The organism is Bacillus sp. FSL W8-1141 (assembly GCF_038593205.1).
GTDB lineage: Bacteria > Bacillota > Bacilli > Bacillales > Bacillaceae > Bacillus > Bacillus altitudinis.
This window is the reverse complement of sequence record NZ_CP151973.1, coordinates 2,151,858-2,174,612: the sequence shown is the minus strand read 5'-3', so window position 1 is coordinate 2,174,612 and position 22,755 is coordinate 2,151,858. Positions and strand designations below refer to the sequence as shown.

Genomic DNA, 22,755 nt, shown 5'->3' with positions numbered 1-22,755 from the left:
ACACCTTTTTGCTTAAAGATGTTACCAAGCGCGATCGTATTGGCGCGGGCTTTCGATGGATGTACGAAGCTCTTTAGCGGCTGTTTTTGGGAAATACGGATCCCGTAAAAATTCTCTGCCGATAAAGATCAAGTCAGCACGCTGATTTTGTAAAATTTCTTCGGCCTGTACACCAGATGTGATCATACCAACAGCGGCTGTTTGGATGCCGGCACCTTCTCTTATTTTCTCAGCAAAGGTGACTTGGTAGCCGGGGAATGTTTTAATACTGGCTTGCACCACAGCGCCTGAGCTCACATCAATTAGATCGACTCCTTGCTCTTTCAGCCATGCGGCAATGCCAATATAATCTGCAATATCTAGTCCCTTTGTTGTGTAATCAGAAGCGGATACACGGACAAATAATGGTCCATCCCACACTTCATTGACTGCATCAACAACTTCTCTCAAGAAGCGATAACGATTTTCTGGTGAACCGCCATATTCATCTGTCCGGTGATTGGCAAGCGGTGAGAGAAATTCGTTAATCAAATAGCCATGCGCACCATGAATCTCAATGATGTCAAATCCAGCTTTCTTGGCGCGGACAGCGGCATCTTGAAACGCCTGAACGGTGTCTTTTATTTGATCGATAGACATCTCAAGAGGTGTTTTAGATTGCTCGTCAAATGGAATGCTGGATGGAGCAAGAATGTCACCATCTAGCTCAGCCTTGCGTCCTGCATGGGCTAGCTGGATGGCCGTTTTTGTTCCGTACGCTTTGATTTGTTCGTTTAATGAGGCAAACCCTTCAATGTGCTCATCACTCCAAATTCCGAGGTCCTGATCACTAATTCTTCCCTCAGGTGAAACAGCACTTGCCTCGACCATAATTAATCCGGCCTGACCTTGCGCACGGGAAATATAATGTGCAAAGTGGAAAGGCTGTAATTTTCCATCACGGTCATAGGATGAATACATACACATCGGGGACATGACGATGCGGTTTTTGAGTGTGACACCTTTTAATGTCCAAGGTGAAAAAAGCTTTGTTTCCAATTACCTTCGCCTCCTCATAGAATGGTATAGCCGATTATAACAGTCATTCAAACATTCGTCATAAAAGGTGCTCAAACCATATAGCTTTTGAACATGATTTTGTATAATGAAAGATATGGACATCAAAGGGGGATAAACGGATGAAATGGCAAACGGAAAGTGAACTAAAGGAGCTACTCACAGCTCTGATGCAGTATGAAAGCATATCTGGTACAACGGGAGAAGTCGCATTAGCGGAATATTTATATTACTTGCTGAGGGAGCGGCCATATTTTGAGCAGCATCCTGATCACTTGGCTTTGCATCCAATGAAAGATGGCCGGTATTTTTTAACGGCACTTGTCAAACGAAGTACGCTGCCACGTACTGTTTTACTCCTGAGCCATTTTGATGTCGTCGATACAGAGGATTACGGAGAATTTCAAAATATGGCGTGTAAGCCCGAAGAGTTAATGGCGTCCTTTTCTCAAAAAAGTGCACTTCTTCCAAAAAGGGCAAGAGAGGATTTAGCTTCAGGTGACTGGCTGTTTGGACGAGGGTCCATGGATATGAAAGCAGGCCTGACTGTCCAGCTTTCCATGCTGGAAAGAGCGATGGCGGGGAGGTTTGAAGGAAATATTCTGCTCGTCACAGTGCCAGATGAAGAAGTGAATTCACAGGGGATGCTGGAGGCTGTTCCGAAACTAAAGGAACTCAAGGAGACGTATGACCTTGAGTATACCGCGTGTTTAAACAGTGAGCCGATGTTTGAAAAGTATCCCGGGGATGCGCACCAATACATCTATACAGGTAGTATAGGGAAGGTACTTGCGGGATTTTTCTGCAAAGGAATTGAAACACATGTAGGTGAGCCCTTCTCAGGATTAAATGCAAATTTTATGGTATCTGAATTAAACAGGCTGTTAGAACTAAATAGTGATTATTGTGAGGAAGTAGATGGTGAAGTGACACCGCCTCCGACCAATTTGATGCAAAAGGATTTGAAAGAAGCTTACTCTGTTCAAACGCCTCACACGGCTGTTTCTTTATTTAATGTGCTGATGATGAACCGCTCTAGTGAAGAGCTTCACGGGCTCCTCTATGAAACTGCGAAACAAGCAGCAGCCCAAATCGAAGCCAATCTCAAACAGAAAACCGCTGCATTTCAACGCTTTAAACATTTTACACCCATCGATACAAACATCACGGTGTTAACGTATCATGAGCTGTACGAAAAAGCTGCTGAACGATCCGGCAAGCAGGAGGTCGAGCGAATTGTCAACTACGCCTTTGCCAACCGGGGTGAGCTTGGGGATCGTGATTTTTCAACCAAAATTGTATCAGAACTGACGACCCTTTGTAAGGAAGATGGAGCACTGATTGTGTTGTTTTATAGTCCGCCATTTTACCCATCTGTTTCTTCAACAAACGATCTGCATATTCAAACGACCTTAAAGAAGATTCAAAGAGAAGCAAAAGAGATCTATGGAATCGAAGTAGAAGAAGTCAAATATTTTCCTGGTTTATCTGATTTAAGCTACTTACAGCTTGAAAATCAAGATATAGCCGATTATACAGCCAACATGCCGCTATACCAAAAAGGCTACTCGTTACCACAAGGAGAAAAAGAAGCTCTTAACGTTCCTGTCATCAACGTTGGTCCATTAGGAAAGGATGCGCACAAATGGACAGAACGGCTGCATGTCCCATTCTCTTTTGGCGTTTTGCCATCGCTCTTACAATCAACAATTCATGCTTTACTAGAAAAGAATTAAGTGAAAGCTCTATCGTCATGATAGGGCTTTTCTTTTTGATTTTAATCACCTTCTGTCTAAAGAAATAGAGTATGATATAGAATGATACTTACATATATTTGAAGGGGGATTGTGAGAGTGAAAACAGGAGTACTAACAAAAACAGAGATCATGACATCACTTCAAGAGAGTTTGCGTAAGCTTGAGGAGTTATTATGGACATGTGATGAGGCTACATTAGATGAATCTTTTGGGGAAGGCAAGTGGTCGATTAAACAAATTGTTGGACATTTGTATGATACAGAAGAAGTCTGGTCAGAGCGGATAGAGCAGGCAATATCAAATGAGCACACGCTTTTCGCATCATATGATCCAGAGATATATGTGAAGGGAAGAGCTTATGAAACGTATACAGCACAAGAGGTCAGTGCATTGATCGAGCGCTTAAAAGAGAGCAGAAACAAAACACTACAACTATTAGAAAAGGATACATGGGATTTTTCTGGCCTCCATCCTGAAGAAGGGGTGATGACAGTCCAAATATTAGCTGAAACCATTGCTTTACATGAAATTCATCACCTCGATCAAATCAAAGCCATTATGTCCATGAGAGCATCGAGTGATAGATGAAAAGCACCTGTCATCAAGGCAGGTGCTTTGCTCTCTTACTTATACGTACTCGCTGAAAACATGTCGTTTAATTCTGCTGCACGTTTCGTCGCTGTTTTCACACAATCGACAATCGCTTCTTCAAATTGATAGGAAGCAAGGGTATTCAGTCCTGCTTCTGTCGTTCCACCTTCGCTCGTAATTTCTTTGCGCAATTCAGCAGGTTCCTTACCGCTATCCTGAAGCATATTTGCAGCGCCTGCAATCATTTGACAAATGAGCAATTTCGCTGTCTCTTGGTCCATCCCAAGTTCCGATGCACCTCGCTCCATTCCTTCAATCAAATGATAAATAAAGGCAGGACCGCTGCCTGCAATGGCTGTGACCGCATTCAGCTGTGATTCATCTAAAACCGTCACATGACCGATCGTTTCAAACAGCTGAACTGCTTTTTCCTTTTGCGCCTCTGTGACTTCATCACTGACAGCAATGCCAGTAGCTGATTGTTGTATGGCTGCTGATGTATTTGGCATCGCACGAACCACCGCCGTTTTTGCGCCAGCATAATGCTGAATGGTTTCAATAGAAATGCCCGCTAAAATAGAAATAATCAGCTGTCCATTTAAATGGGGCCTTACTTCAGAAATGCCACTTTCCGCATCTTTGGGTTTTAAAGCAAACACCAGCATATCGGCTTCTTCATAAATAAAGGAACGAGCGAAATCTGTTTTGACTCCATAACGTGCATTTAATTCTTCTAATCGTTTTTCATTTGTTTTATTTGTGACAATGATATCTTCATTTGACATAATGCCGCTCTTTAAAAGACCTTTAATCATAGACTCGGCCATTGAGCCTGCACCAATAAATCCAATTTTACTCATAAGCTGCTCCTCCTTGTAGAAAATAAAAAAACCTCTCGTCTGCAAAGGACGAAAGGTTTTTCGCGGTACCACCCTCAATTAGCATGCAATGTTGCATACTCAGCTCTAGTCCCTTAACGCGGGAAACGTTTAGGTTTGCCTAACAGCTCAAAGGGCAGGTTCAGCAAATAAGAGGATGGTGAAGTCTTACAGCCGGCGGACCTCACTCTCTTGCATCGTTATTTTGCTTACTAATCCTTGTCATCGCGCATCTTATATTTGTTGTTCATTATGCAACGATGGACAAGTTTGTGTCAATAGGGAGAGATAAAAAAATTGACCATCTAAACCGCATGACAGTCTGCCCTTTGCAAGATACAATGAATAAAGAAGAGTGAGTTCAGATGATCTATGAGTCAAAAATCAGGAGATGACGTATAAAAGTGAAAGAAGAAATGATTCAATTATCCATCCCCACACCGTTTGCGGTGGGGGATGTCCATGCATATGTATTAAAAGGCGATGCCGTGACCTTAGTCGATTGCGGACCGATGACACAAGAGGCGCAGCATGCCTTTGTCACGCAATTAAAGGAACATCATTTATCAATAGATGATATTGATCAAGTGGTTTTGACACATCATCATGCAGATCATGTCGGTCTTTTAGATCTGATGAAACCTCATGTCCGTGTCATCGGACACGAGTTAAATGAGCCCTATATTAGTCAGGATGAAGCGTTTAAACAGCGTCAAATCCATTTTATGAATGATTTTTTTCAGCAGTTAGGTGTGCCGCTTCGTCAAGGTGAGTGTGAAAGAATTGTGAGGCAGTCTTATACATATTCATGTACGGTACATGTCGATGACGTCATAAAAGAAGGCGATCGTTTGAAGGGACATGAGCACTTCCAAGTGCTGGAGACACCGGGACATGCACAATCTCATCTTTCTTTTTTAGATGAAACAACAGGGAATTTCATCGGCGGTGATCTGCTGCTTACGACCATTTCTTCCAATCCGTTAATGGAAGCGCCAATGAAAGGAACAGAACGTCAAAAATCGCTGCTTCAATATAAAGCATCACTCGAGCGTTTATTGCATTTGCCCATTCAGACGATTTATCCAGGGCATGGCCAGCTCATTACCTCTCATCACGAATTGATCGAAGAAAGATTTAAAAAACAGGAAAAACGGGCAAATACGATGTATCAGCTGCTTCAACGAAAGGAAATGACCGCCTTTCATCTTTGTCGCACCCTATTTCCGGGCCTGTATGAAGAAGCATTATTTCTGACAATGTCTGAGACAGTCGGACAGCTTGATGTGCTTTTAGCGGCTGGACATATTGAAGAAGTGCAAAAAGACGGAATCCTCTACTATCGAGCAAATGAAGGAGTGAAATAAATGGGGCGACTAACAGGAAAGAGAATATGGATTACAGGTGCTTCAGGCGGTATTGGTGAAAAGATGGCGTACTTGGCAGCAGCCGAAGGAGCAGAAATCATTGTGTCGGCAAGACGAATTGAAAAGCTCACAGGTGTAAAAGAAAAGATTATAAGTGCTGGCGGCGTATGTCACATCGTTCAGCTTGATGTCAGTCAGCTTGAGGACATTGATCAAGCCTATCAACAAGTGGGTGCTGTTGATATTTTGGTGAACAATGCCGGCTTTGGTGTGTTCGATCTCGTCGAAGACGCATCCATTGAGGAAATGGTGTCGATGTTTGAGGTCAATGTCTTTGGTTTAATTGCCTGCACAAAAAAGGTCCTTCCTGAGATGAAACAAAGAGGGAAGGGACATATTATCAATATAGCGTCACAGGCAGGCAAAATTGCCACCCCTAAATCCGCCATCTATTCCGCATCAAAGCATGCGGTTCTCGGATTTTCAAACAGCCTCAGAATGGAGCTGGCAGACAGCGGGATTCATGTCACAACCGTCAATCCAGGACCGATTGCCACAGACTTCTTTACCATTGCAGATCGCAGTGGTGAATATGTGAAAAATGTTGATTTTATGATGCTCAGTGCTGACAAGGTAGCAGGGAAGGTCGTATCCGCCATGATGACAAAAAAAAGAGAGATTAATTTACCAGGATGGATGAATGCTGGCAGTAAATTGTATCAATTATTCCCGTTTTTATTTGAAAAAGCAGCACGTAAAGCGATGATGAAAAAATAACAAAAAAAGAAACCGGTCACAGGCTGGTTTCTTTTTTTGTTTGATGGGGCTTGATATTGGTGACGCCAAAGACATTGCCATCAACATCTTCGAAGCTAAAACCGCCTAAGTCTGGGTCAGCTAATATTTGAATATCCGATACGGTCACTTCATGCTCGCTTAAATACTGGTGAAAGTTTTTTAAATCCTTCACAAATAGATCAATCATACTATGCCGAACTCCTGTAAAAGAGTTCATAAAGTAGATTCGTTTCTCGTGTTTTGTTTTGACGAGATAAAAAGAAGGCCCCTCGCCATGAGTAAAAGTGAGCATGGCGGCTTCTTCTGATTGATGTAGAACGATCATCTCTAAAATCTGTTCATACCAAGAGACAGCCCGGGGGATATCAGTCACAGGAATTTCAATAGTAGCAATTTGTTGAATGGTCAATGGCTTCACTCCTTTTTCTATATTCGTCTTGCCGCTTGCTGAAGTGGATCCCATACACTGTTAAAAGGAGGGGCATAGCTAATATCTAAATCTTCAAGGTCTGTCACAGTCAGCCCTTGATAAAGAGCAGTTGCCATGACATCAATTCGTTTATCAACACCTTCTTTACCGATGATTTGTGCGCCAAGCAAGGTGTGATCATCGCTTCTGTAAATCAGTTTCACTTTCATTTTCTCTGCATCTGGGTAATATCCAGCGTGGTCAGTGCTGTCGATGGTGATGGTGGAGAAAGGAAGGCCCGCGTCTTTTGCTTCTTTCTCTGACAAACCTGTTCGTCCTGCTGTCACGTCCATAAATTTCATCACCGCTGTGCCGGTTACGCCTTGAAACGCACGGTTTGTTCCTGTCATATGAAAACCTGCGATTCTTCCTTGTTTATTTGCTGTCGTGCCGAGCGGAATATAGTCCAGTTCCTTTTTGATACGGTGGTAGGTCGCTGCGCAGTCACCCGCCGCATAGATATCTTGTACATTCGTCTGCATGTATTCATTCACAACAACTGCACCATTTTGAAGTCGCTGAATTCCTGTGCTGTCTAAAAAGGATGTTTGCGGAGTGACGCCAACGGCAATGATGACCATATCTGTTTCAATGGTCTGTTTGTCTGTTTGAACAGCTGTTACATGTGTTTTGCCCTTTAACTTTTGCACTGTTTCACCAAGTACTACTTGAATGCTTTGATTGTCCGCTTCTTCTTTCAGATATTTTGCCATATCGGGATCAAAGCCTGGGCCAAGTGTTGCACCCCGCTGAATGATATGAACGTCTTTGCCTAGCCCTTTTAAATTTTCTGCCATTTCTAAGCCGATATATCCTCCGCCGATGATCGTGATATGTGTGACGTCTTTTTTTAGATTGTCTAAAATAGACAGCGCATGCGGGATTGTTTTTAATACGTGGACACCTTCTAATGAATGACTGTCTAGATCAAGTGTGACGGGGTTTGCTCCTGTCGCAATTAACAGACGGTCATACGTTTCTGTAAAGGGCTCTTTTGTTTTAGAATGAATACCCGATACTGTTTTTTGCTCCGGGTCAATTGAGGTCACTTCGTGTAAGCATCTGGCATCAATTCCGTATTTGTCACGAAAAGTTTCAGCGCTACGTGCGATGAGTTTTCTGTGATGATCAATGAGACCGCCGATCAAGTAGGGGAGTCCGCACTGTCCATATGAGAAAATCTCTCCTTTTTCAAAAGCTACAATTTGCGCGTCTGGATCCTCTCTATATATTTGCATAGCGCAGCTCATTCCTGCTGCATCTCCGCCAATCATCACATATTTCATTTGGTGTGCTCCCTTCTATCTATCAAACTGAATACTCTTATTTACCCTCATTTTCCTTTATTTAATGCTTTTTTTTCGCAAAAGAAGCAAACTTTCGTTGAAAAATAAAGACAGCGCCTTCATTTTAAGCTACAATCGGATTATCGTCTTTTTGGTTATGAGTTTAGTTTAGATTGGTGGGAAAGACTTTGGGTGACGAACGACTAGATTTTAATACACTATATACACGCCATACGAGAGAGGCATGGGCCGCTCTTGGAGAATATATGCCGGTATCTGTTTCAGAAGAAGAAGTGAGAGCACTTCAAGGATTAAACGACTACTTATCGCTAGAAGAAGTGCGAGATATTTACATACCGCTTATTCGGTTTCTGACATTACATGTCTTTGCAGAAAAACAAAAAAATCAGCATGTCAATGCTTTTTTAAACTACCCGCATCATGCGAAAATCCCTTTTTTAATTGGGATTGCAGGAAGTGTGGCCGTCGGAAAAAGCACGACAGCACGTATTATTGAAACACTTTTATCAAGGCTTGGAGATGGGCTGAAGGTGAGTCTCGTAACAACGGACGGCTTTTTGTATCCTCAAAAAGAGTTAAAAGATCGGGGGCTGATGGAAAAGAAAGGCTTCCCGGAAAGCTATGATGTTAAAGCGCTACTTTCGTTTTTAAATGAATTAAAATCAGGGAAACAAACTGTGCATGCACCTGTATATTCACATCTGACCTATGACCGTCTTGAAGGGGTATATGAAACAGTAGAAGATGCAGATATTGTCATCATTGAAGGGATCAATGTGTTGCAATCACCGGCACTGGATGATCTGAAGGATGAGCCGCGCGTGTTTGTATCAGATTACTTCGATTTTTCGATTTATGTAGATGCCGCTGAGACGCAAATTCAATGCTGGTATAAAGAACGGTTCCGTTTGCTGCGGGAAACAGCCTTCCAAGACCCTGAATCTTTCTTTCATCAATACAAAGATTTGACGGATGAAGAAGCAGATCAGATGGCAAGCACGATTTGGAATACAGTGAACCGGCCAAATTTATATGAAAATATTTTGCCGACAAAATATAGAGCCGATTTGATTTTAAAAAAAGGCGATCAGCATAAGGTGGAAGAGATCGCCATCCGCAGGGTATAAAGAAAACCGCTCAAATTGAGAGCGGTTTTTTTTAATGACCTCCACTTACTTTCACAGCCACGGCAGCCGCTGTTCGTTTTTTTAGGCGATAGTATCCGATAAGTAAAAACGGAACGCCTGCAGCGGTGACAATCGCCAAGACTGAAAAAATAGAAAGGGGATGGGCTGCGCCAAATAAGTCAATACACAATCCTCCGACAAACGGTCCGACGACGCTGCCGAGCTGAGAAAACCCCATTGCGCCGAAGTATGATCCTTTCACTTCAGGTTTTGCAATATTGTCTACAAACAGATCCATCATCGCAAAGAGCAGCACTTCACCAATCGTAAACACGACAATGATAAAAGCAAGCGTGCCGAGACTTTGTGAAAAAGCAATGGCAAACAAACTGCCTGCTAGAAGCACGTTCCCAGTCGTTAACGACAAAATCGTTGAATAGCGCTTAGCGATCATAATCAGCGGGTACTGAACGACAATGACAACCACTGCGTTTAAGGATAAAAGATACCCAAACAGTTTAGGGCCATCCTCAATCATAGGGGATGCCGATAAATATTGAGGCAGTGTTGAGCTTAGGTGTGAATAGCCAAATGAACATAAAGTAACGCCAATGAGGATGATGCTAAAGACCGTATCTTTCTGAATAATGGAAAGAGCTTTTTTGACGCCGATTTGTTTGGTGCTTTCTGGAGCAGCCACTGGGTGCTTTTGAAATTGCCATGCCAGCGTTAACCCGTACAACAAGTAAATGAGGGCAGCGACGAGAAATGGAAAAGTCGTTTTTGATGACCCGAGATATAAGCCAAGCAGTGGGCCGAAAATGACACCAATGTTAATGGCCGTATACCGTAAGTTAAAGACAAACAACCGAATGCTCGATGGGGTGACATCGGATAAGAGTGCTTTAGACGTTGGTTCAAACAGCGCCCGGCACAGTCCATTTAAAGCATTCATAAAAAAGAAGACCCAAATGGCATCTGCAAACGCGAAGCCAACAAAGACAAGTGTCCAGCCAAAGATGGATAAAAGCATGACCTTTTTTCTGCCGATTCGGTCGGAAACATAGCCGCCGTAAAAACTCGCAACAATCCCAATAAGAGAGCTGACGGCAATGATCAATCCAGCTGAAGAGGCTGAGGCGCCTTTGACTTGTGTCAAATAAACGGCTAAAAAGGGAATGCTCATGGATGTCGCCATTCGGCCAAATATCGTGCCGATGATGATCGTCCAACTAAGTGGATGTAAAGTGCGTAAGTTATTTTTCATGCTGTGTCTCCCCTGAGTTTGTAAGATGTTCCAATCATACATGAAAAATTGTGCAAATTAAATACACAATTTGATGGAGGAGTCATCCGTCAAATGACAGAGAAGCTTGAACCGTTCCGTTCATTCGAAGAGCATATGCCTCGTTTTCAAGGTTTTAAGCCTTGATGGGTCATAATTTTTTCGGAAAAACGAAGCGTGTTTTTCAATGATCATGTTTTCGTTTTGCGAAAATCAATTGAGATCGATGGCAATAATTTGATGTAAGGAAAGGTTTAGAACATCTTCGTCATTCACGATTTTCATTTGGCGTGTTTCATAATGAATGGCTTTCACCCAGCCCCAAAACTGTGCTTTCATGCCTGATGAGACATATGTCACGCAAATCGCTTGATCCTCGGTAATCGACTGTGTGATCAAAACATTCATTTCCTCTAGTTGATCGGAGCTGAGCGGTAGAGGTGTATATTCTTTTTTCTTTCGTTTTTGAGCAAGTAGTTGCTCTCGGTGCTCTGGTAGCATCATTCGGCTTGATTCCCACATGATGTTGTATCCAGGTGTTAATTTATTGGGATTCATGCTTGTTCGCCTCCGTTATTTGTAATGCCCGCCAATTTTTTCGGCGCGGTGATATGCCTGCCCAGCGCTTGTCAGTGACGAAGCATGTAATAATGCCGCAGGTCCATATTTCAGATGGATTTCATCAAATACTTTGCTGAGTTGATCTTTCTTCAAATGATGATCAAATAAAGTCAGCTGATAGTGGCTGTCAGGCTGCAGCTGTGAGAGGGTAATGCCTACACTGCGAATGGGCTGGCCATCCCAGTGCTGCTGGCATAGCTGAATCGCTGCCTCTGCAATATCTGAGCCATACTGTGTCGGTGAATGAAGCTTCATTTGTCGATGAAAGCCTGTTGGATGTGAAAAATCAGCCCCTCTTACACCAACAGACACCGTTTGACCGAGATAATGCTTAAAACGTGCCCGCCTAGCGACTTCCTCACTCAATTCAAGAAGAGCGACTTTGATCTCCTCAAAAGATGCGTAATCACGGGGAAGGGTCATATGATGCCCAACGGCTTTTTGCTGATCATGTGTGTGAATAGTGACTGGGGAGGGATCGTGTCCTAAAGCTGTTCGCTGCAGAAGCTCCCCATTGATTCCCCAGCGTTTTTTTAATCGGTCTAACGGATAAGTAGCAAGTGTGCCAATAGTACTGATGCCCATTCGTTTCAAATGATGCTCCATTCGTTTGCCGACGCCAAATAATTTTCCAATTGGAAGCGGCCATAAATCAGCAGCAACCCGGTCGGCACTCAGTTCATAGATGCCGGATGTGTTTTTTTTGGCAAAATGGTCACAGGCCATTTTAGCGAGCACTTTATTAGGGCCGATGCCCACACGTGCGTAAATGCCAGTCTGGTTCATAATCGTTGTTTGTATATGTTGAGCGATCTCATGTGGAGAGCCGAATAGTGTAAGACTGCCTGTAATATCAAGAAACTGTTCATCAATGGAATATGGCTCGACAAGGTCTGTGTATTGTTCAAGCAGTTCTGTAATCATGACAGAGACATCGAGATAGCGCTGCATACGTGGACGTACAACCACTGCTTCAGGACATTTCTCCTGTGCTTCCCATAACCTTGATGCATTTTGTACGCCACGTTTCTTCGCGAGAGGGCAGGCTGCCAGGACGACTCCGCTTCTTCGTTCTGGATCTCCAGAGACAATGAGCGGTACATTCTCCAAATGTGGCGCCTCCACCTTCTCGACTGATGCATAAAATGACTGCATATCCACAAGCAGAATGGCTCGTTCATTCATTGTACTTCACCTCTTAGAACGTATGTTCTGTATCTATTGTAAACAATATGAGGTGAAATTCATACTGGTAAATCATTCAAAAGCTGTCCATACAAAAAAGACGAAGTGGTGAACACTTCGTCTCGTCTGCTGCAACGATTGTTAGGCATGTGCCATGTTGTGGAATGTTTGGAGCGGTTCAGAACGCAGACGATAAGCCATCAGCTTTTTCTTTGGCTTATGTGTAAACTGCCGAACCACATCCACATGGTCATCATAATGGAACAGATAAAGGGTGACATCATGTTTCCCATGCTTTGTTTGCATAGTAAGCGGCGCTGGCCCTTCATTCGGATGAAGAAAGCGTTCTTCATCACCAGGGTAAATATAATAGCGTTCAATAAAGATCGCATCATTAAAATGTTGAATGATTTCAGATGCTCGCTGCTCATCAAGCGAACGACCTTGAAAAGTAATATTTGTTTGCTCACTTGTTAATTTAGCATGTACGGCGTAGCGGCTAAAAAGGCGCTCAACAACACCAGAAGGCAAAGAGGTGACAAGCAGCTTTAAAAGACTAAACACAACAAGCGAAATAACAACCCAAACCAATCTCATCATCTCCAATAAACATTTGTACCATTTCCTATATGAACCATCTTAACATAACAAATGAATGAAACTTTCGCACAAAAAGTGAACTTTTTGAAATAAGTGTGAAGATTTAAAAGGAGATGACGGCTGAAAGACGAAGAACCAACAAATGAACATGAAAAAAGACGTGCATACTGTCTTTACAACCATTTGATCAGACAGTAGACTATTGAAACAATCGCATTTTTGAGAAAAAACGAATCAAAGGAAAGCCAAAATGGAAAAAGGGGCGAGGCCATCATGATACGTCAAGTGAAACCGTCAGATTTTTACGCAGTCACATCCGTCATTCAAAGCTGGTGGGGAGGCAGAGATTTGCGTGCAAAATTGCCAAAGCTCTTTTTTGAACATTTCCAGCAAACAAGTTTTGTTGTCGTTGAAAAGGGAGAGCTGATCGGCTTTTTGGTTGGTTTTTTATCGCAATCTCATTCGGATGAAGCCTATATTCACTTTGTTGGCGTCCACCCAGATCACCGTAAATTAAAGATAGGTAAAATCCTCTATCAAGCTTTTTATGAAGCGGCTGAAAAGGAAGGAAGAACAACAATTAAAGCTGTCACAGCTCCTATCAATAAAGTCTCCATTGCTTACCATACAAAACTCGGGTTTCAGATAGAAAAGGGAGATAAAACAGTAGATGGCATCTCAGTCTTTTCAGATTACGATGGCATTCATGAAGACCGTGTGTTATTTGTGAAGAAGCTGGAGGCAATGAAATGATTGTTCATTTAGATCACACAATAATTGATGTAGCAAAGCAGATTTTACATATTCAACTAGCTGCATACCAACAAGAAGCTGAACAAATTGGCTATGCTGATCTTCCGCCATTAAAAGAGACCATTCAAGATGTCATGAAAGCAAAAGAGCAATTTATTGGTTTTCAGCAACATGATCTCTTATTAGGTGTAGTCTCTTATGAAGAGCTGAAAGATTGTCTGATCATAAGTCGATTGGCTGTGCATCCAAAAGCGCTAAAGCAGGGTATTGGAACAAGACTTATGTCCACAATCATAGAGAAGAATGTTCCGATAGAACTGACCACAGGGCAGGAAAACACCCCTGCAAAAAGGCTATATGAAAAATTAGGGTTTTTTGAAACAAATGTCATTCATGTGGCAAAAGAGCTCACCCTATCAAAAATGAAATGGACACCGCGACGCAGGGTTGAGGTTGTCGAATTCAAAAAAGAATGGCATGAAGAATTCCGTCAAGAAAAGCAGCGACTCAAGCAAATCATTCAAAAGAGCTGGATAGAAGGCTACCATATAGGCAGCACGTCAGTTACAGGACTTGTTGCCAAACCAATTATAGATATATTAATAGAAGTAAGCGATATAGAAGAGATCGATAGAAAAAAAGAGAGATTTGAACACCTTGGATACGAAGCGCTCGGTGAAAATGGTATAAAAGGGAGACGCTTTTTTCAAAAGGGTGGCTTGAATCGTACGCATCATGTCCATGTGTATGAAAGAAATCATCCTGATGTGAAAAGACATTTATTGTTTCGAGATTACTTAAGAGTCCACCCAGAACGAGCTGAAGCGTATGCGTCTGTCAAGGAACAATTAGCAAAGCAGTATCCGGAAGATATACAAAGCTATATGGCGGGAAAGAATGAAATCATAAAAGAAATAGAAAATGAGGCATATCGCTGGGATAAAGAAGGAAGAGAGGAAGCTCTTAAATAAGCTGCCTCTTCATCTCGTTAATTAGGAAACTGAACATTGCCTTTTACAATATAGGCCTGTGAAGCAGCAGTAGATGGAAGAGCGGGTAATTGATCCTTTACTATGACCCCGCGAATATCTGTGATTCGAACAGGAAGAGATGTAGACCCCATATGAAAGCCAAGGAAATGGTTGTAGTCTGTCTTTTCCATGTTCACCCATTGTCCATCTTTGTAATATTCCATTTTCATAACCGGATATTTATGATTGCGCACTTGAATCGCAGCCCACCACTCACTGCTACCTTCTTTTATTCTGTAAGCTACATTTCCGCTAATCGGTGCTTTTATAATTTTCCAACTAATTGGGATTTTCCCATCTTCCATATTGCCAATTTTGGCAAAGGCATTAGGAGAAAGATCAAGAGCTCCTTTTGCTCCTTCTGGATATTTATCGGTTACATACACAACGGTCTTTCCTTTTGGCCCCGTTACTTCAAGGTAAGCCCCTGCAAGTGCCGCATTTACCCCTTTATAGTTATAGTCATGGGGATTTAAAGCTGTAATTTCCATGTCAGAGGGAATAGGATCTAATAAAGCGGCGCCCCCTGAGTAACCAGATCCCGTATAAGTCGCATAGCTTTCTCGTACTTCATCAAGGATAGATGCCGCTTTCATGTTGGGCATAGTGAAACTCAACATCAATATCAGCGCCCCGATAAAGCAGAGAGATAATCTTTTTTTCACGATCTAAAACCTCCTGTTTCTTCTTTTAAAATTGATAGCGTCATCAGTATAATTCTAAAAAACAGGATGCAGAAAGAGCCAATAGATAGATATAATCCTAGTGAGAAGAGCGTGTATTTCAAAGAGTATGACTTTCGGATTTAGTCGTGTGTCATGTTTTATGGTGTTTTATGTGTTACAATGTAAGCATCAATTTAAAAAGGATGTTCGCCATGTATATTCACATCACAGAACTGGCTAAAACGTATATAGAAAAACAGCAAACAGGAAACGGAACGAAGGAAGTACTGCTTCGCTACGATTCAGAAGGTTGTGGCTGTGCAGTGAGTGGCGTACCGATGCTTTGGTTAACAAGTGAAAGAACAGGTGAATGGGAACCACTTAAAAATAGCCAACATTTAAAACTATATATACACACAGCACAAAAGGTGTTTTTTGACGAGGAAATGACGATTGATTTTAATGAAAAAGCCAATACACTTATGTTGAAAAGTCCTCAACAAATACTCAGCCCGAGAATGGGTATACTTGTAAAGTAAGGTGGAAACGTAGTGGATCAAAAGCTGAAAGTGATACAAAATACGGCACAAAATAAAACGTGGGTGTCGTTTTTAAATAATAATCATCCATATAGCCTTTTGCACTGGTCAATCGGTGGAATGGATTCAGTAAAAAAGGACGTCTGGCTTCTCCAAGATGAAGTCACATTTGAAACGGAAGAATTTCCAACGCTTGAATTAGCAGTCAGTTGGATAAAAGAGAATATGGAACACGTAACAGATGTGTTATAAGCCCTTTGCTGAAGAGGGCTTTTTTTGTGCCATCATCATCTCATCAAACAGGAGAACTGTCTAATTTGAAAAATGAGATTTTTCAACGATAAAAAGTCATTTTTAACAAACATTTAGACAAAATGAGAAAAATAGAAAGAGAAAAATAGAGACTGTAAATGCCGAAAAATCGGCAATGAAAGCGGTTATTGCGGGATACCGAAAACTTTACGAAAAACGACATTTCATATTTCTTCCATTCGAGGAAATATGATAGAATACAACATGTATCGTACATGAGGAGGGAGGTGCTAAGGTGAATTGAAGCTCAAGCTGTCATCGCCTCAGGTTGGAATCAAAATAAACGAATGGTATAGGCAGATTTGCGGATTTCATGTCATGAAAGCAGAGAAGCTAAAGGCCGAGATCGAGCAGGAAATCCTTGAGATGGAGCAAGATCAGAACTTGCTGCTTTTTTACCAGCTGATGGATTTTCGACATAAGGTCATGCTTGAATATTTTGAACCGGCAAAAAAAGCCTCGAATGATGAGGAGATTAAGAAGCTTCTAGAAACAATTGAACATTCGCAGACCAAATTAACAGATATGCTTGAATACTATGTTCATTTTTTTACAGGAATGTTTGAATTTGAACAGAGAAACTATTTGAGCGCCATTGCTTATTACCGTTCCGCAGAAAAAAAGCTCAATCTCATATCAGATGATATAGAAAGAGCAGAATTTTATTTTAAATTAGCAGAAATATACTACCACATGAAACAAACCCACTTTTCGATGCACTATGCTTTGCAAGCGTTAGATACGTACTCTGCCTACAGAACGTACACGCTGAGAATCATCCACTGTGAATTTGTCATCGGTGCAAACTATGATGATTTGAAATGCTATGAACATGCATTGCCCTACTTTAAAAATGCTCTAAAGCGAGCACGCTTAATTGGAAACCCTCGAGTCATAGGTTCGGCCCTTTTCAACTTAGGTAACTGCTATTACCAAATGAACGATCTTGCTACAGCAAGTCGCTATCTCAAAGACTCTCTTGAAGTGTTTGAAAAGGAGAATTTAACCCATCTGAATCGCTCTCTAGACCCACTATTTATGCTGACCCAAATCCTGTTTAAACAAAAACAAATAGAAGAGTCGTTAACCCTCTATCAACAAGGTATTATGAAAGCCTGTGAATTAGAAGATGAAATTTACATCTGCAAGTTTCAGTTTTTAAAAGCATTATACGTTGATGCAGAAATAAAAATCATAGACGATACATTAGATTTGTTGGAGGACAAGCGTTTATACCCAGATATTGAGGAACTGGCACTTGATGCGGCTCATTATTATAATGAGCTTGGATTATTTGAAGTTTCTACCCGGTATTACGAAAGGAAAATTCAAGCCATATCAAAAATTCAAAATGGAGGTCATTTATATGAAAATGAGTTTGATAGTTCTTTTATTGGCAGCAACTGCAGGGTTATCGGTCATGAGTCAGCAGCAATCGGAAGAGAGCCATATGGAGCTGGCGGGCAGACACCATACAACAGTGGTGACTATCGTATAAGTTAGCAAAAAGAGGAGACGAACGGCTGTTCATTCTCCTCTTTCATTTTGATTGAAGTGAAATGCTTCCAAAAATGCTTCGACCTCTTGTTCATAGACTTCCTTATTGTCACTATAAGACATCGCATGCGCACCATGTGGCGCAATAAATAGCCGTTTATCACCTTTTTTGCGTGCGTATAACTGCTCGCTTTGCTCACAAGGGATATAGTCATCATGGAGGCTATGAATAAAAAGGATAGGTTCTTTCACCTGATCGATTACATCAAGTGGAGAAACTTGCCGAATGCTGTATCCGTCCCGCCATTTCAACACTTGATCACTTAGTGGAAGAATCCACTGTCCTGAAAGACGAAAATCTGTTTTTAATCGATACAGAAGCTGATCCTCAAAGGAAGCAAAAGGACAATCAGCGATGTAAAAATTGGCGTTTGCATCTGGTTTTGCAGCATATAATAAAGTTGTGACTGCGCCCATCGATTCTCCGTGTATCCCAATGATTGCTTTTTCCCCAAGCCTTTTTCTCAGCCACTTGACGACTTGAGCCAAATCTTCTTTTTCATAATATCCATAGCTCGTTGTTTTTCCGCCGCTCATCCCATGTCTTCTATGATCATAAAGCAGCACATTCCATCCAAGCTTTTGGAATAATTTCATATACTTCACGGAATTGATCAAACTGACTGTAACCCCGTGACAAAGAACGATGGTGCGTGTTGTATGAGGGATCGGTACAAAATAGCCATGAAGATCATAACCAAATGTTGAAGGAATACAAACTTTCTCTTTTTGCAGCTGTTGAAACTCCTCGTGATGATAGTGCCCTTCATCTGATTCTCGTTTGATGAGCTCTTCATCCGTTAATTTTCGTATATACATCATTTTATTGGTAAAAAAAATGCCGATTGCAGCGAGTGGAAATAATACCAAGGCGAGTATAGCGAGCCATTTCTTCTTCAAGCTGATTCTTCCTTTCCGAAGGGTTTCTATGAAGATCATACCACATGTTGGGAGTTTGGCGTGACTCTTGCTGAGCAAATAAAACGGATGATACACTAAAGCAAAAGGAGAGAGGCAAAGTGAAAAAGACCAATCAAGATCAAGCAAAGCTAAAGGACGGCATAAAGGATGATGTGAAACAGCAGCTCCTTCAAATGAAGCAGAATCTGGCCGCCGAGACAGAAAAAAGAGAAGAACAAAAACGACAAGACCTCCTTCGGCAACAGAAAGAAAAAGAAAAAAATAAAAGCTTCTCAGAGCTGCTAGATGAAAGTCATTTAGACTGGAGAAAGTATAAAAGTTAAAAAAGGGAGCTATGATGCTCCCTTTTTTATGTTATATCCTTGAGATGAATACATACTACATGAGCCTGAGAGAAAACACGTCTAACTCCCTCGTATCACTTCATTTCAGAATCGCACCAATAGGGTTGTACATTAAAACACAACATAAGTGGCAAGCTGTTCTTCCATTTGTCTTCTATTGATTCAAACGATGCGTCTCATACACAGACTGTTTTGTGAAATATGACAAAGCTTTTACTTCTTGGTCGCTTAATGAACGTGCATTTGCCGCTGCCACATTTTCTTTTAACTGTTTCACCGAGCTTGCGCCAAAAACAACAGAGCTGACTGCAGAATGCTTGAGCAAGTATTGAATGGACAGCTCTGTCAGTGATAGGTCATAAGCGACTTTCTTTAACGAAGGAATGATTTGCTGGAGCTCTTCAAATGAATATTCAAGATACCCGTTCTTTTGAATCGCCGCACTTGCTTGCGAAAGGGGTTTTTCAGTTAATAATCCTTTTGCTAAAGGACCTCTTGCCACGACACTAATGCTTTGTTCTTCAAGAAGAGAAAACCATTCTTCTGGGCGGCGGTCGAGTAAACTATATTGCATCATCACACTCACGATATTTGATTTTTTGGCGTATTCTTTTATGACATTCGGACGGATCGACGATATGCCGTAATAGCGAATGACACCTTCTTCAACCAATTCTTCAAATGCCTCGATGGTTTCGTCAATTGGATCGTCAATTGTGCCGCCATGCAATTGATATAAATCAATATAATCTGTTTGAAGTCGTTTCAGGCTTTGTTTCACAGCCTCTTTTATATATGCTTTTGAAGGATCCCAGTCCCAGCCAGGTTTGCCTTTTTCAAAGCGGTTGCCGCCTTTTGTGGCCAAAATCAAATCTTGGCGTCTGTTCTTAATGGCTTCCCCGACGATTTCCTCATTTGTTCCAAAATCATATAAATCAGCTGTATCCAAATAGTTAATCCCAAGATCAATGGCTTCATCTAATAAAGAGAGCGCTTTTTCTTTTTCAGTCCCAAGGGACATACATCCTAGTGCCGCCTCACTAACCAAGAGATCAGAGGTGCCAATTCGTCTTTTTTTCAATTCAATCACACTCCTATCCTTTCACATTAAGTGAAACAATTCTGGAATTCAAGCTAGGTGATTTCAAAAGGCGCATTGAAGCAGGCATCCGCATTTTGGCTTCTCCTAAAACATCTATGTTAAAATGAATGAAGTAAAAAGTGAAAGTAGAACGAGGAGCTGACAAAATTGAAGGACTTTGAAGAAAAAACATTATCGTCAAAAACATTATATAACGGAAAAATCATTGACTTGGTTCTTGAAGATGTAGAATTGCCGAACGGAAAACCAGGCAAACGCGAGATCATTAAACATCCAGGTGCAGTAGCAGTCATTGCACGTACAGACGAAAATAAAATCATTTTGGTCAAACAATACCGTAAAGCACTGGAGAGAGCCATCGTTGAGATTCCGGCTGGAAAACTAGAAAAAGGGGAAGAGCCGGCACATACAGCACTGAGAGAATTGGAAGAAGAGACAGGCTATACTACTCAGGCGCTCCAAAAACTGACCGCCTTTTATACATCACCAGGGTTTGCGGATGAAATTGTTCATATCTACCTTGCCGATCAGCTGGTCCCGCTTGAAGAGAAACGAGAGCTGGATGAGGATGAATTTGTCGAAGTGATGGAAGTTTCATTAGAAGAAGCGCTGCACCTCATCGAAAAACAGCATATTTATGATGCAAAAACAGCCTATGCCATTCAATACTTACAATTGCAAGAGGTACTTAAGTCTACAAAATGAGGGAATTCTTTGCAGATATCCATATTCATATTGGTCGAACAAGAACAGGCAGGGCTGTCAAAATTACAGGTGCAAGGTCACTGACCATTGACCAAATTCTCATTGAAGCGTCTCAAAGTAAAGGGATGGGGATGATTGGTGTCATTGATGCACAATCTCCCGAAGTACTAGAAGAACTGATAGAAGGTGTAGAGGAAGGCACGTACACTGAACTAACCGATGGCGGTTTATCATTTGGAAAGACCGTTTTGCTTTTAGGCAGTGAGCTAGAAATCAATGATGACCAATCAAAAGGTCCGATTCATGTGCTTGCCTTTATGCCCACGCTTCGTAAAATGTCTGAGTTTTCCGCATGGCTTTCTCTTCATATGAAAAATGTGCATTTGAGTTCACAGCGGTTATATGTGGATGGGAGAACGCTTCAGCATAAGGTGAAGGAACTAGGGGGATTATTTATTCCTGCCCATATTTTTACGCCGCATAAAAGTTTATACGGCAAAGGGGTCAATACGTCTTTAACCGAAGTATTCGATCCAGAACTCATTGATGCTGTTGAGCTTGGCCTTAGCTGTGATACGTCTATGGCCTCCCAGCTAAGTGAGCTAAACCGCTATCCTTTTTTAACAAATTCAGATGCCCATTCTTTAGGGAAAATTGCGCGGGAATATACTAAGATCCGAATGGATCATGCCTCCTTTGCTGAATTCGAGCTAGCGCTTCAAGGAAAAGATGGCAGAAACATCACTGGCAATTATGGGCTCGCTCCGCGGCTCGGAAAGTATTATCATACGACCTGTGAGAAATGCGGGGTAAGACCTGACAGTCAGGAGCAAGAAAAGTGCCAAGCATGCGGCCATACCCGAATGACAAAAGGGGTGAGTGAGCGGTTAAAGGAGCTTGCTGACCAAGAAAGTGACAAAGGAATAAGGCCTCCTTATGTTCACCAGCTTCCCCTTCAATTTATTCCGGGTGTTGGAGCCAAAACGTTAGAAAAGTTAAAAGCTGTCTTTCATACAGAGATGAATATTCTTCATCAAGCAACAGAACAAGAATTAAAAGCGGTCCTGCCTGAGAAAACAGCCGATTACATCATCAAAGCAAGAAGAGGTGAAGTTGGACTGATCGCTGGCGGAGGCGGGGTCTACGGTAAGGTGGATATCAATCATGAATCAACTTAAATGGACATGTCACACATTTGAACAACTGTCTAAAGAGGACCTTTACCTGATTTTAATGGAAAGAGTGAATGTGTTTGTTGTAGAACAAACATGTCCATATCCTGAAATTGATCATCGTGATCAAGAGGCGCTGCATGTAATCGCCAAAGAGAACGGCACGATTGTGGCTTATTGCCGCATTTTCCAAAGCGGGATCATGTACAAAGAGGCATCCATTGGACGTGTCCTTGTGACGAAGACCGGCCGGAAAAAAGGTTACGGGAAGATCCTGCTCGATCAGGCGATAAAAAAGCTCAGTGAATTAGGCGAAACAAAGATTAAAATCCAAGCACAGGCTTATTTGAAATCGTTCTACGAATCGTTTGGCTTCGAAGCTGTCTCAGATTGTTATGATGAGGATGGAATTCCGCATCTTGATATGGTGAGAATAGAAAGATAGGCGTGTCTACGTCTATCTCAGCGTGTAGACAAACCCTCGCATTCTTTGTCAGTCCTGCGCTCCGGTGCTCACGAATGTCAAATTCGCTCCGCGCCAGTGCTCGTTCTTCCTAGACTGCAAAGGTTTTCTATCACGCTGAAAGAAGACAAAAGGCTAAAATCAAGTACA

General features: G+C 41.8%; 25 protein-coding genes and 1 other annotated feature. Of the genes, 14 read left to right on the top strand and 11 right to left on the bottom strand.

Annotated elements, in window-relative coordinates; all coding sequences use genetic code 11:
• Positions 1-21 precede the first annotated feature (21 nt).
• On the bottom strand, positions 22-1,038 hold the full coding sequence (namA, locus tag NSQ52_RS11045) for an NADPH dehydrogenase NamA (protein ID WP_024718910.1): 1,017 nt from the start codon (positions 1,036-1,038) through the stop codon (positions 22-24).
• Between the two features lie 140 nt (positions 1,039-1,178).
• Between namA and NSQ52_RS11040 the strand changes: the two genes are divergently transcribed.
• Positions 1,179-2,792 carry a M20/M25/M40 family metallo-hydrolase gene (locus NSQ52_RS11040; RefSeq protein ID WP_212360039.1) on the top strand — a complete coding sequence of 538 codons (1,614 nt, stop codon included), beginning with the start codon at positions 1,179-1,181 and terminating at the stop codon, positions 2,790-2,792.
• Between the two features lie 117 nt (positions 2,793-2,909).
• Positions 2,910-3,401: a DinB family protein gene (locus tag NSQ52_RS11035; RefSeq protein ID WP_039165869.1), complete on the top strand. Its 492-nt coding sequence runs from the start codon at positions 2,910-2,912 to the stop codon at positions 3,399-3,401.
• Positions 3,402-3,436: 35 nt separating this feature from the next.
• Here NSQ52_RS11035 and proC read toward each other — a convergent pair whose 3' ends face one another.
• Positions 3,437-4,264: a pyrroline-5-carboxylate reductase gene (proC, locus tag NSQ52_RS11030; protein ID WP_024718913.1), complete on the bottom strand. Its 828-nt coding sequence runs from the start codon at positions 4,262-4,264 to the stop codon at positions 3,437-3,439.
• A 41-nt stretch (positions 4,265-4,305) separates the two neighbouring features.
• Positions 4,306-4,517, bottom strand: a binding site (T-box leader).
• Positions 4,518-4,686: 169 nt separating this feature from the next.
• On the opposite strand from proC, the gene NSQ52_RS11025 reads away from it, so the two are divergent.
• Complete coding sequence (locus tag NSQ52_RS11025) at positions 4,687-5,649, top strand: MBL fold metallo-hydrolase (protein ID WP_039165866.1); 963 nt, start codon at positions 4,687-4,689, stop codon at positions 5,647-5,649.
• Positions 5,650-6,426 carry an SDR family oxidoreductase gene (locus tag NSQ52_RS11020; RefSeq protein ID WP_007501086.1) on the top strand — a complete coding sequence of 259 codons (777 nt, stop codon included), beginning with the start codon at positions 5,650-5,652 and terminating at the stop codon, positions 6,424-6,426.
• A 16-nt stretch (positions 6,427-6,442) separates the two neighbouring features.
• Here the strand turns inward: NSQ52_RS11020 and NSQ52_RS11015 are convergent, their stop codons facing one another.
• The gene (locus tag NSQ52_RS11015) at positions 6,443-6,865 is read right to left on the bottom strand and encodes a VOC family protein (RefSeq protein ID WP_231947209.1); all 423 of its coding nucleotides are present in this window, start codon (positions 6,863-6,865) and stop codon (positions 6,443-6,445) included.
• 8 nt (positions 6,866-6,873) lie between these two features.
• Entirely contained in the window at positions 6,874-8,202 is a 1,329-nt protein-coding gene (locus tag NSQ52_RS11010; RefSeq protein ID WP_342473335.1) for a CoA-disulfide reductase, read from the bottom strand.
• Between the two features lie 188 nt (positions 8,203-8,390).
• On the opposite strand from NSQ52_RS11010, the gene coaA reads away from it, so the two are divergent.
• Entirely contained in the window at positions 8,391-9,350 is a 960-nt protein-coding gene (gene coaA, locus NSQ52_RS11005; RefSeq protein ID WP_008342294.1) for a type I pantothenate kinase, read from the top strand.
• A 31-nt stretch (positions 9,351-9,381) separates the two neighbouring features.
• On the opposite strand, the gene NSQ52_RS11000 is transcribed toward coaA, so the two are convergent.
• The 4 genes from NSQ52_RS11000 to NSQ52_RS10985 form a co-directional block, all read right to left on the bottom strand.
• Entirely contained in the window at positions 9,382-10,617 is a 1,236-nt protein-coding gene (locus tag NSQ52_RS11000) for an MFS transporter (RefSeq protein WP_008343828.1), read from the bottom strand.
• A gap of 231 nt (positions 10,618-10,848) precedes the next feature.
• Positions 10,849-11,193 carry a YolD-like family protein gene (locus NSQ52_RS10995; RefSeq protein WP_017367544.1) on the bottom strand — a complete coding sequence of 115 codons (345 nt, stop codon included), beginning with the start codon at positions 11,191-11,193 and terminating at the stop codon, positions 10,849-10,851.
• 15 nt (positions 11,194-11,208) lie between these two features.
• A complete protein-coding gene (locus NSQ52_RS10990; protein ID WP_024718949.1) occupies positions 11,209-12,441 on the bottom strand; it encodes a DNA polymerase IV in 1,233 nt (410 codons plus the stop codon).
• Between the two features lie 141 nt (positions 12,442-12,582).
• Entirely contained in the window at positions 12,583-13,032 is a 450-nt protein-coding gene (locus NSQ52_RS10985; protein WP_342473333.1) for a YfmQ family protein, read from the bottom strand.
• 282 nt (positions 13,033-13,314) lie between these two features.
• Between NSQ52_RS10985 and NSQ52_RS10980 the strand changes: the two genes are divergently transcribed.
• Complete coding sequence (locus tag NSQ52_RS10980) at positions 13,315-13,794, top strand: GNAT family N-acetyltransferase (RefSeq protein WP_007501073.1); 480 nt, start codon at positions 13,315-13,317, stop codon at positions 13,792-13,794.
• Positions 13,791-14,765: a GNAT family N-acetyltransferase gene (locus NSQ52_RS10975; RefSeq protein WP_342473332.1), complete on the top strand. Its 975-nt coding sequence runs from the start codon at positions 13,791-13,793 to the stop codon at positions 14,763-14,765. The genes NSQ52_RS10980 and NSQ52_RS10975 overlap by 4 nt, the downstream gene beginning before the upstream one ends.
• Positions 14,766-14,782: 17 nt before the next feature.
• On the opposite strand, the gene NSQ52_RS10970 is transcribed toward NSQ52_RS10975, so the two are convergent.
• Positions 14,783-15,490, bottom strand: coding sequence for an expansin EXLX1 family cellulose-binding protein (locus tag NSQ52_RS10970; protein WP_212360060.1), 708 nt, complete (start codon positions 15,488-15,490; stop codon positions 14,783-14,785).
• A 212-nt stretch (positions 15,491-15,702) separates the two neighbouring features.
• Here NSQ52_RS10970 and NSQ52_RS10965 point away from each other — a divergent pair, with 212 nt between their 5' ends.
• The 3 genes from NSQ52_RS10965 (at position 15,703) to NSQ52_RS10955 (ending at position 17,844) form a co-directional block, all read left to right on the top strand.
• Positions 15,703-16,029 (top strand): iron-sulfur cluster biosynthesis family protein, encoded by a 327-nt coding sequence (locus NSQ52_RS10965; protein WP_342473331.1) that lies wholly within the window; start codon positions 15,703-15,705, stop codon positions 16,027-16,029.
• 12 nt (positions 16,030-16,041) lie between these two features.
• On the top strand, positions 16,042-16,281 hold the full coding sequence (locus tag NSQ52_RS10960; RefSeq protein WP_008343836.1) for a YqkC family protein: 240 nt from the start codon (positions 16,042-16,044) through the stop codon (positions 16,279-16,281).
• A gap of 300 nt (positions 16,282-16,581) precedes the next feature.
• Positions 16,582-17,844: a Rap family tetratricopeptide repeat protein gene (locus NSQ52_RS10955; protein WP_144679387.1), complete on the top strand. Its 1,263-nt coding sequence runs from the start codon at positions 16,582-16,584 to the stop codon at positions 17,842-17,844.
• Positions 17,845-17,868: 24 nt separating this feature from the next.
• On the opposite strand, the gene NSQ52_RS10950 is transcribed toward NSQ52_RS10955, so the two are convergent.
• Complete coding sequence (locus NSQ52_RS10950) at positions 17,869-18,798, bottom strand: alpha/beta fold hydrolase (RefSeq protein ID WP_082627017.1); 930 nt, start codon at positions 18,796-18,798, stop codon at positions 17,869-17,871.
• A 119-nt stretch (positions 18,799-18,917) separates the two neighbouring features.
• Here NSQ52_RS10950 and NSQ52_RS10945 point away from each other — a divergent pair, with 119 nt between their 5' ends.
• Positions 18,918-19,142: a YqkE family protein gene (locus tag NSQ52_RS10945; protein WP_008343840.1), complete on the top strand. Its 225-nt coding sequence runs from the start codon at positions 18,918-18,920 to the stop codon at positions 19,140-19,142.
• Positions 19,143-19,317: 175 nt separating this feature from the next.
• Here NSQ52_RS10945 and NSQ52_RS10940 read toward each other — a convergent pair whose 3' ends face one another.
• Entirely contained in the window at positions 19,318-20,244 is a 927-nt protein-coding gene (locus tag NSQ52_RS10940) for an aldo/keto reductase (protein ID WP_008343842.1), read from the bottom strand.
• Positions 20,245-20,412: 168 nt separating this feature from the next.
• On the opposite strand from NSQ52_RS10940, the gene NSQ52_RS10935 reads away from it, so the two are divergent.
• The 3 genes from NSQ52_RS10935 to NSQ52_RS10925 are packed head-to-tail and all read left to right on the top strand — an operon-like array spanning position 20,413 to position 22,587.
• A complete protein-coding gene (locus tag NSQ52_RS10935; RefSeq protein WP_024718940.1) occupies positions 20,413-20,970 on the top strand; it encodes an NUDIX hydrolase in 558 nt (185 codons plus the stop codon).
• Entirely contained in the window at positions 20,967-22,148 is a 1,182-nt protein-coding gene (locus NSQ52_RS10930) for a TIGR00375 family protein (RefSeq protein WP_135009210.1), read from the top strand. The genes NSQ52_RS10935 and NSQ52_RS10930 overlap by 4 nt, the downstream gene beginning before the upstream one ends.
• Positions 22,135-22,587: a GNAT family N-acetyltransferase gene (locus NSQ52_RS10925; protein WP_135009209.1), complete on the top strand. Its 453-nt coding sequence runs from the start codon at positions 22,135-22,137 to the stop codon at positions 22,585-22,587. The genes NSQ52_RS10930 and NSQ52_RS10925 overlap by 14 nt, the downstream gene beginning before the upstream one ends.
• Positions 22,588-22,755 lie beyond the last annotated feature (168 nt).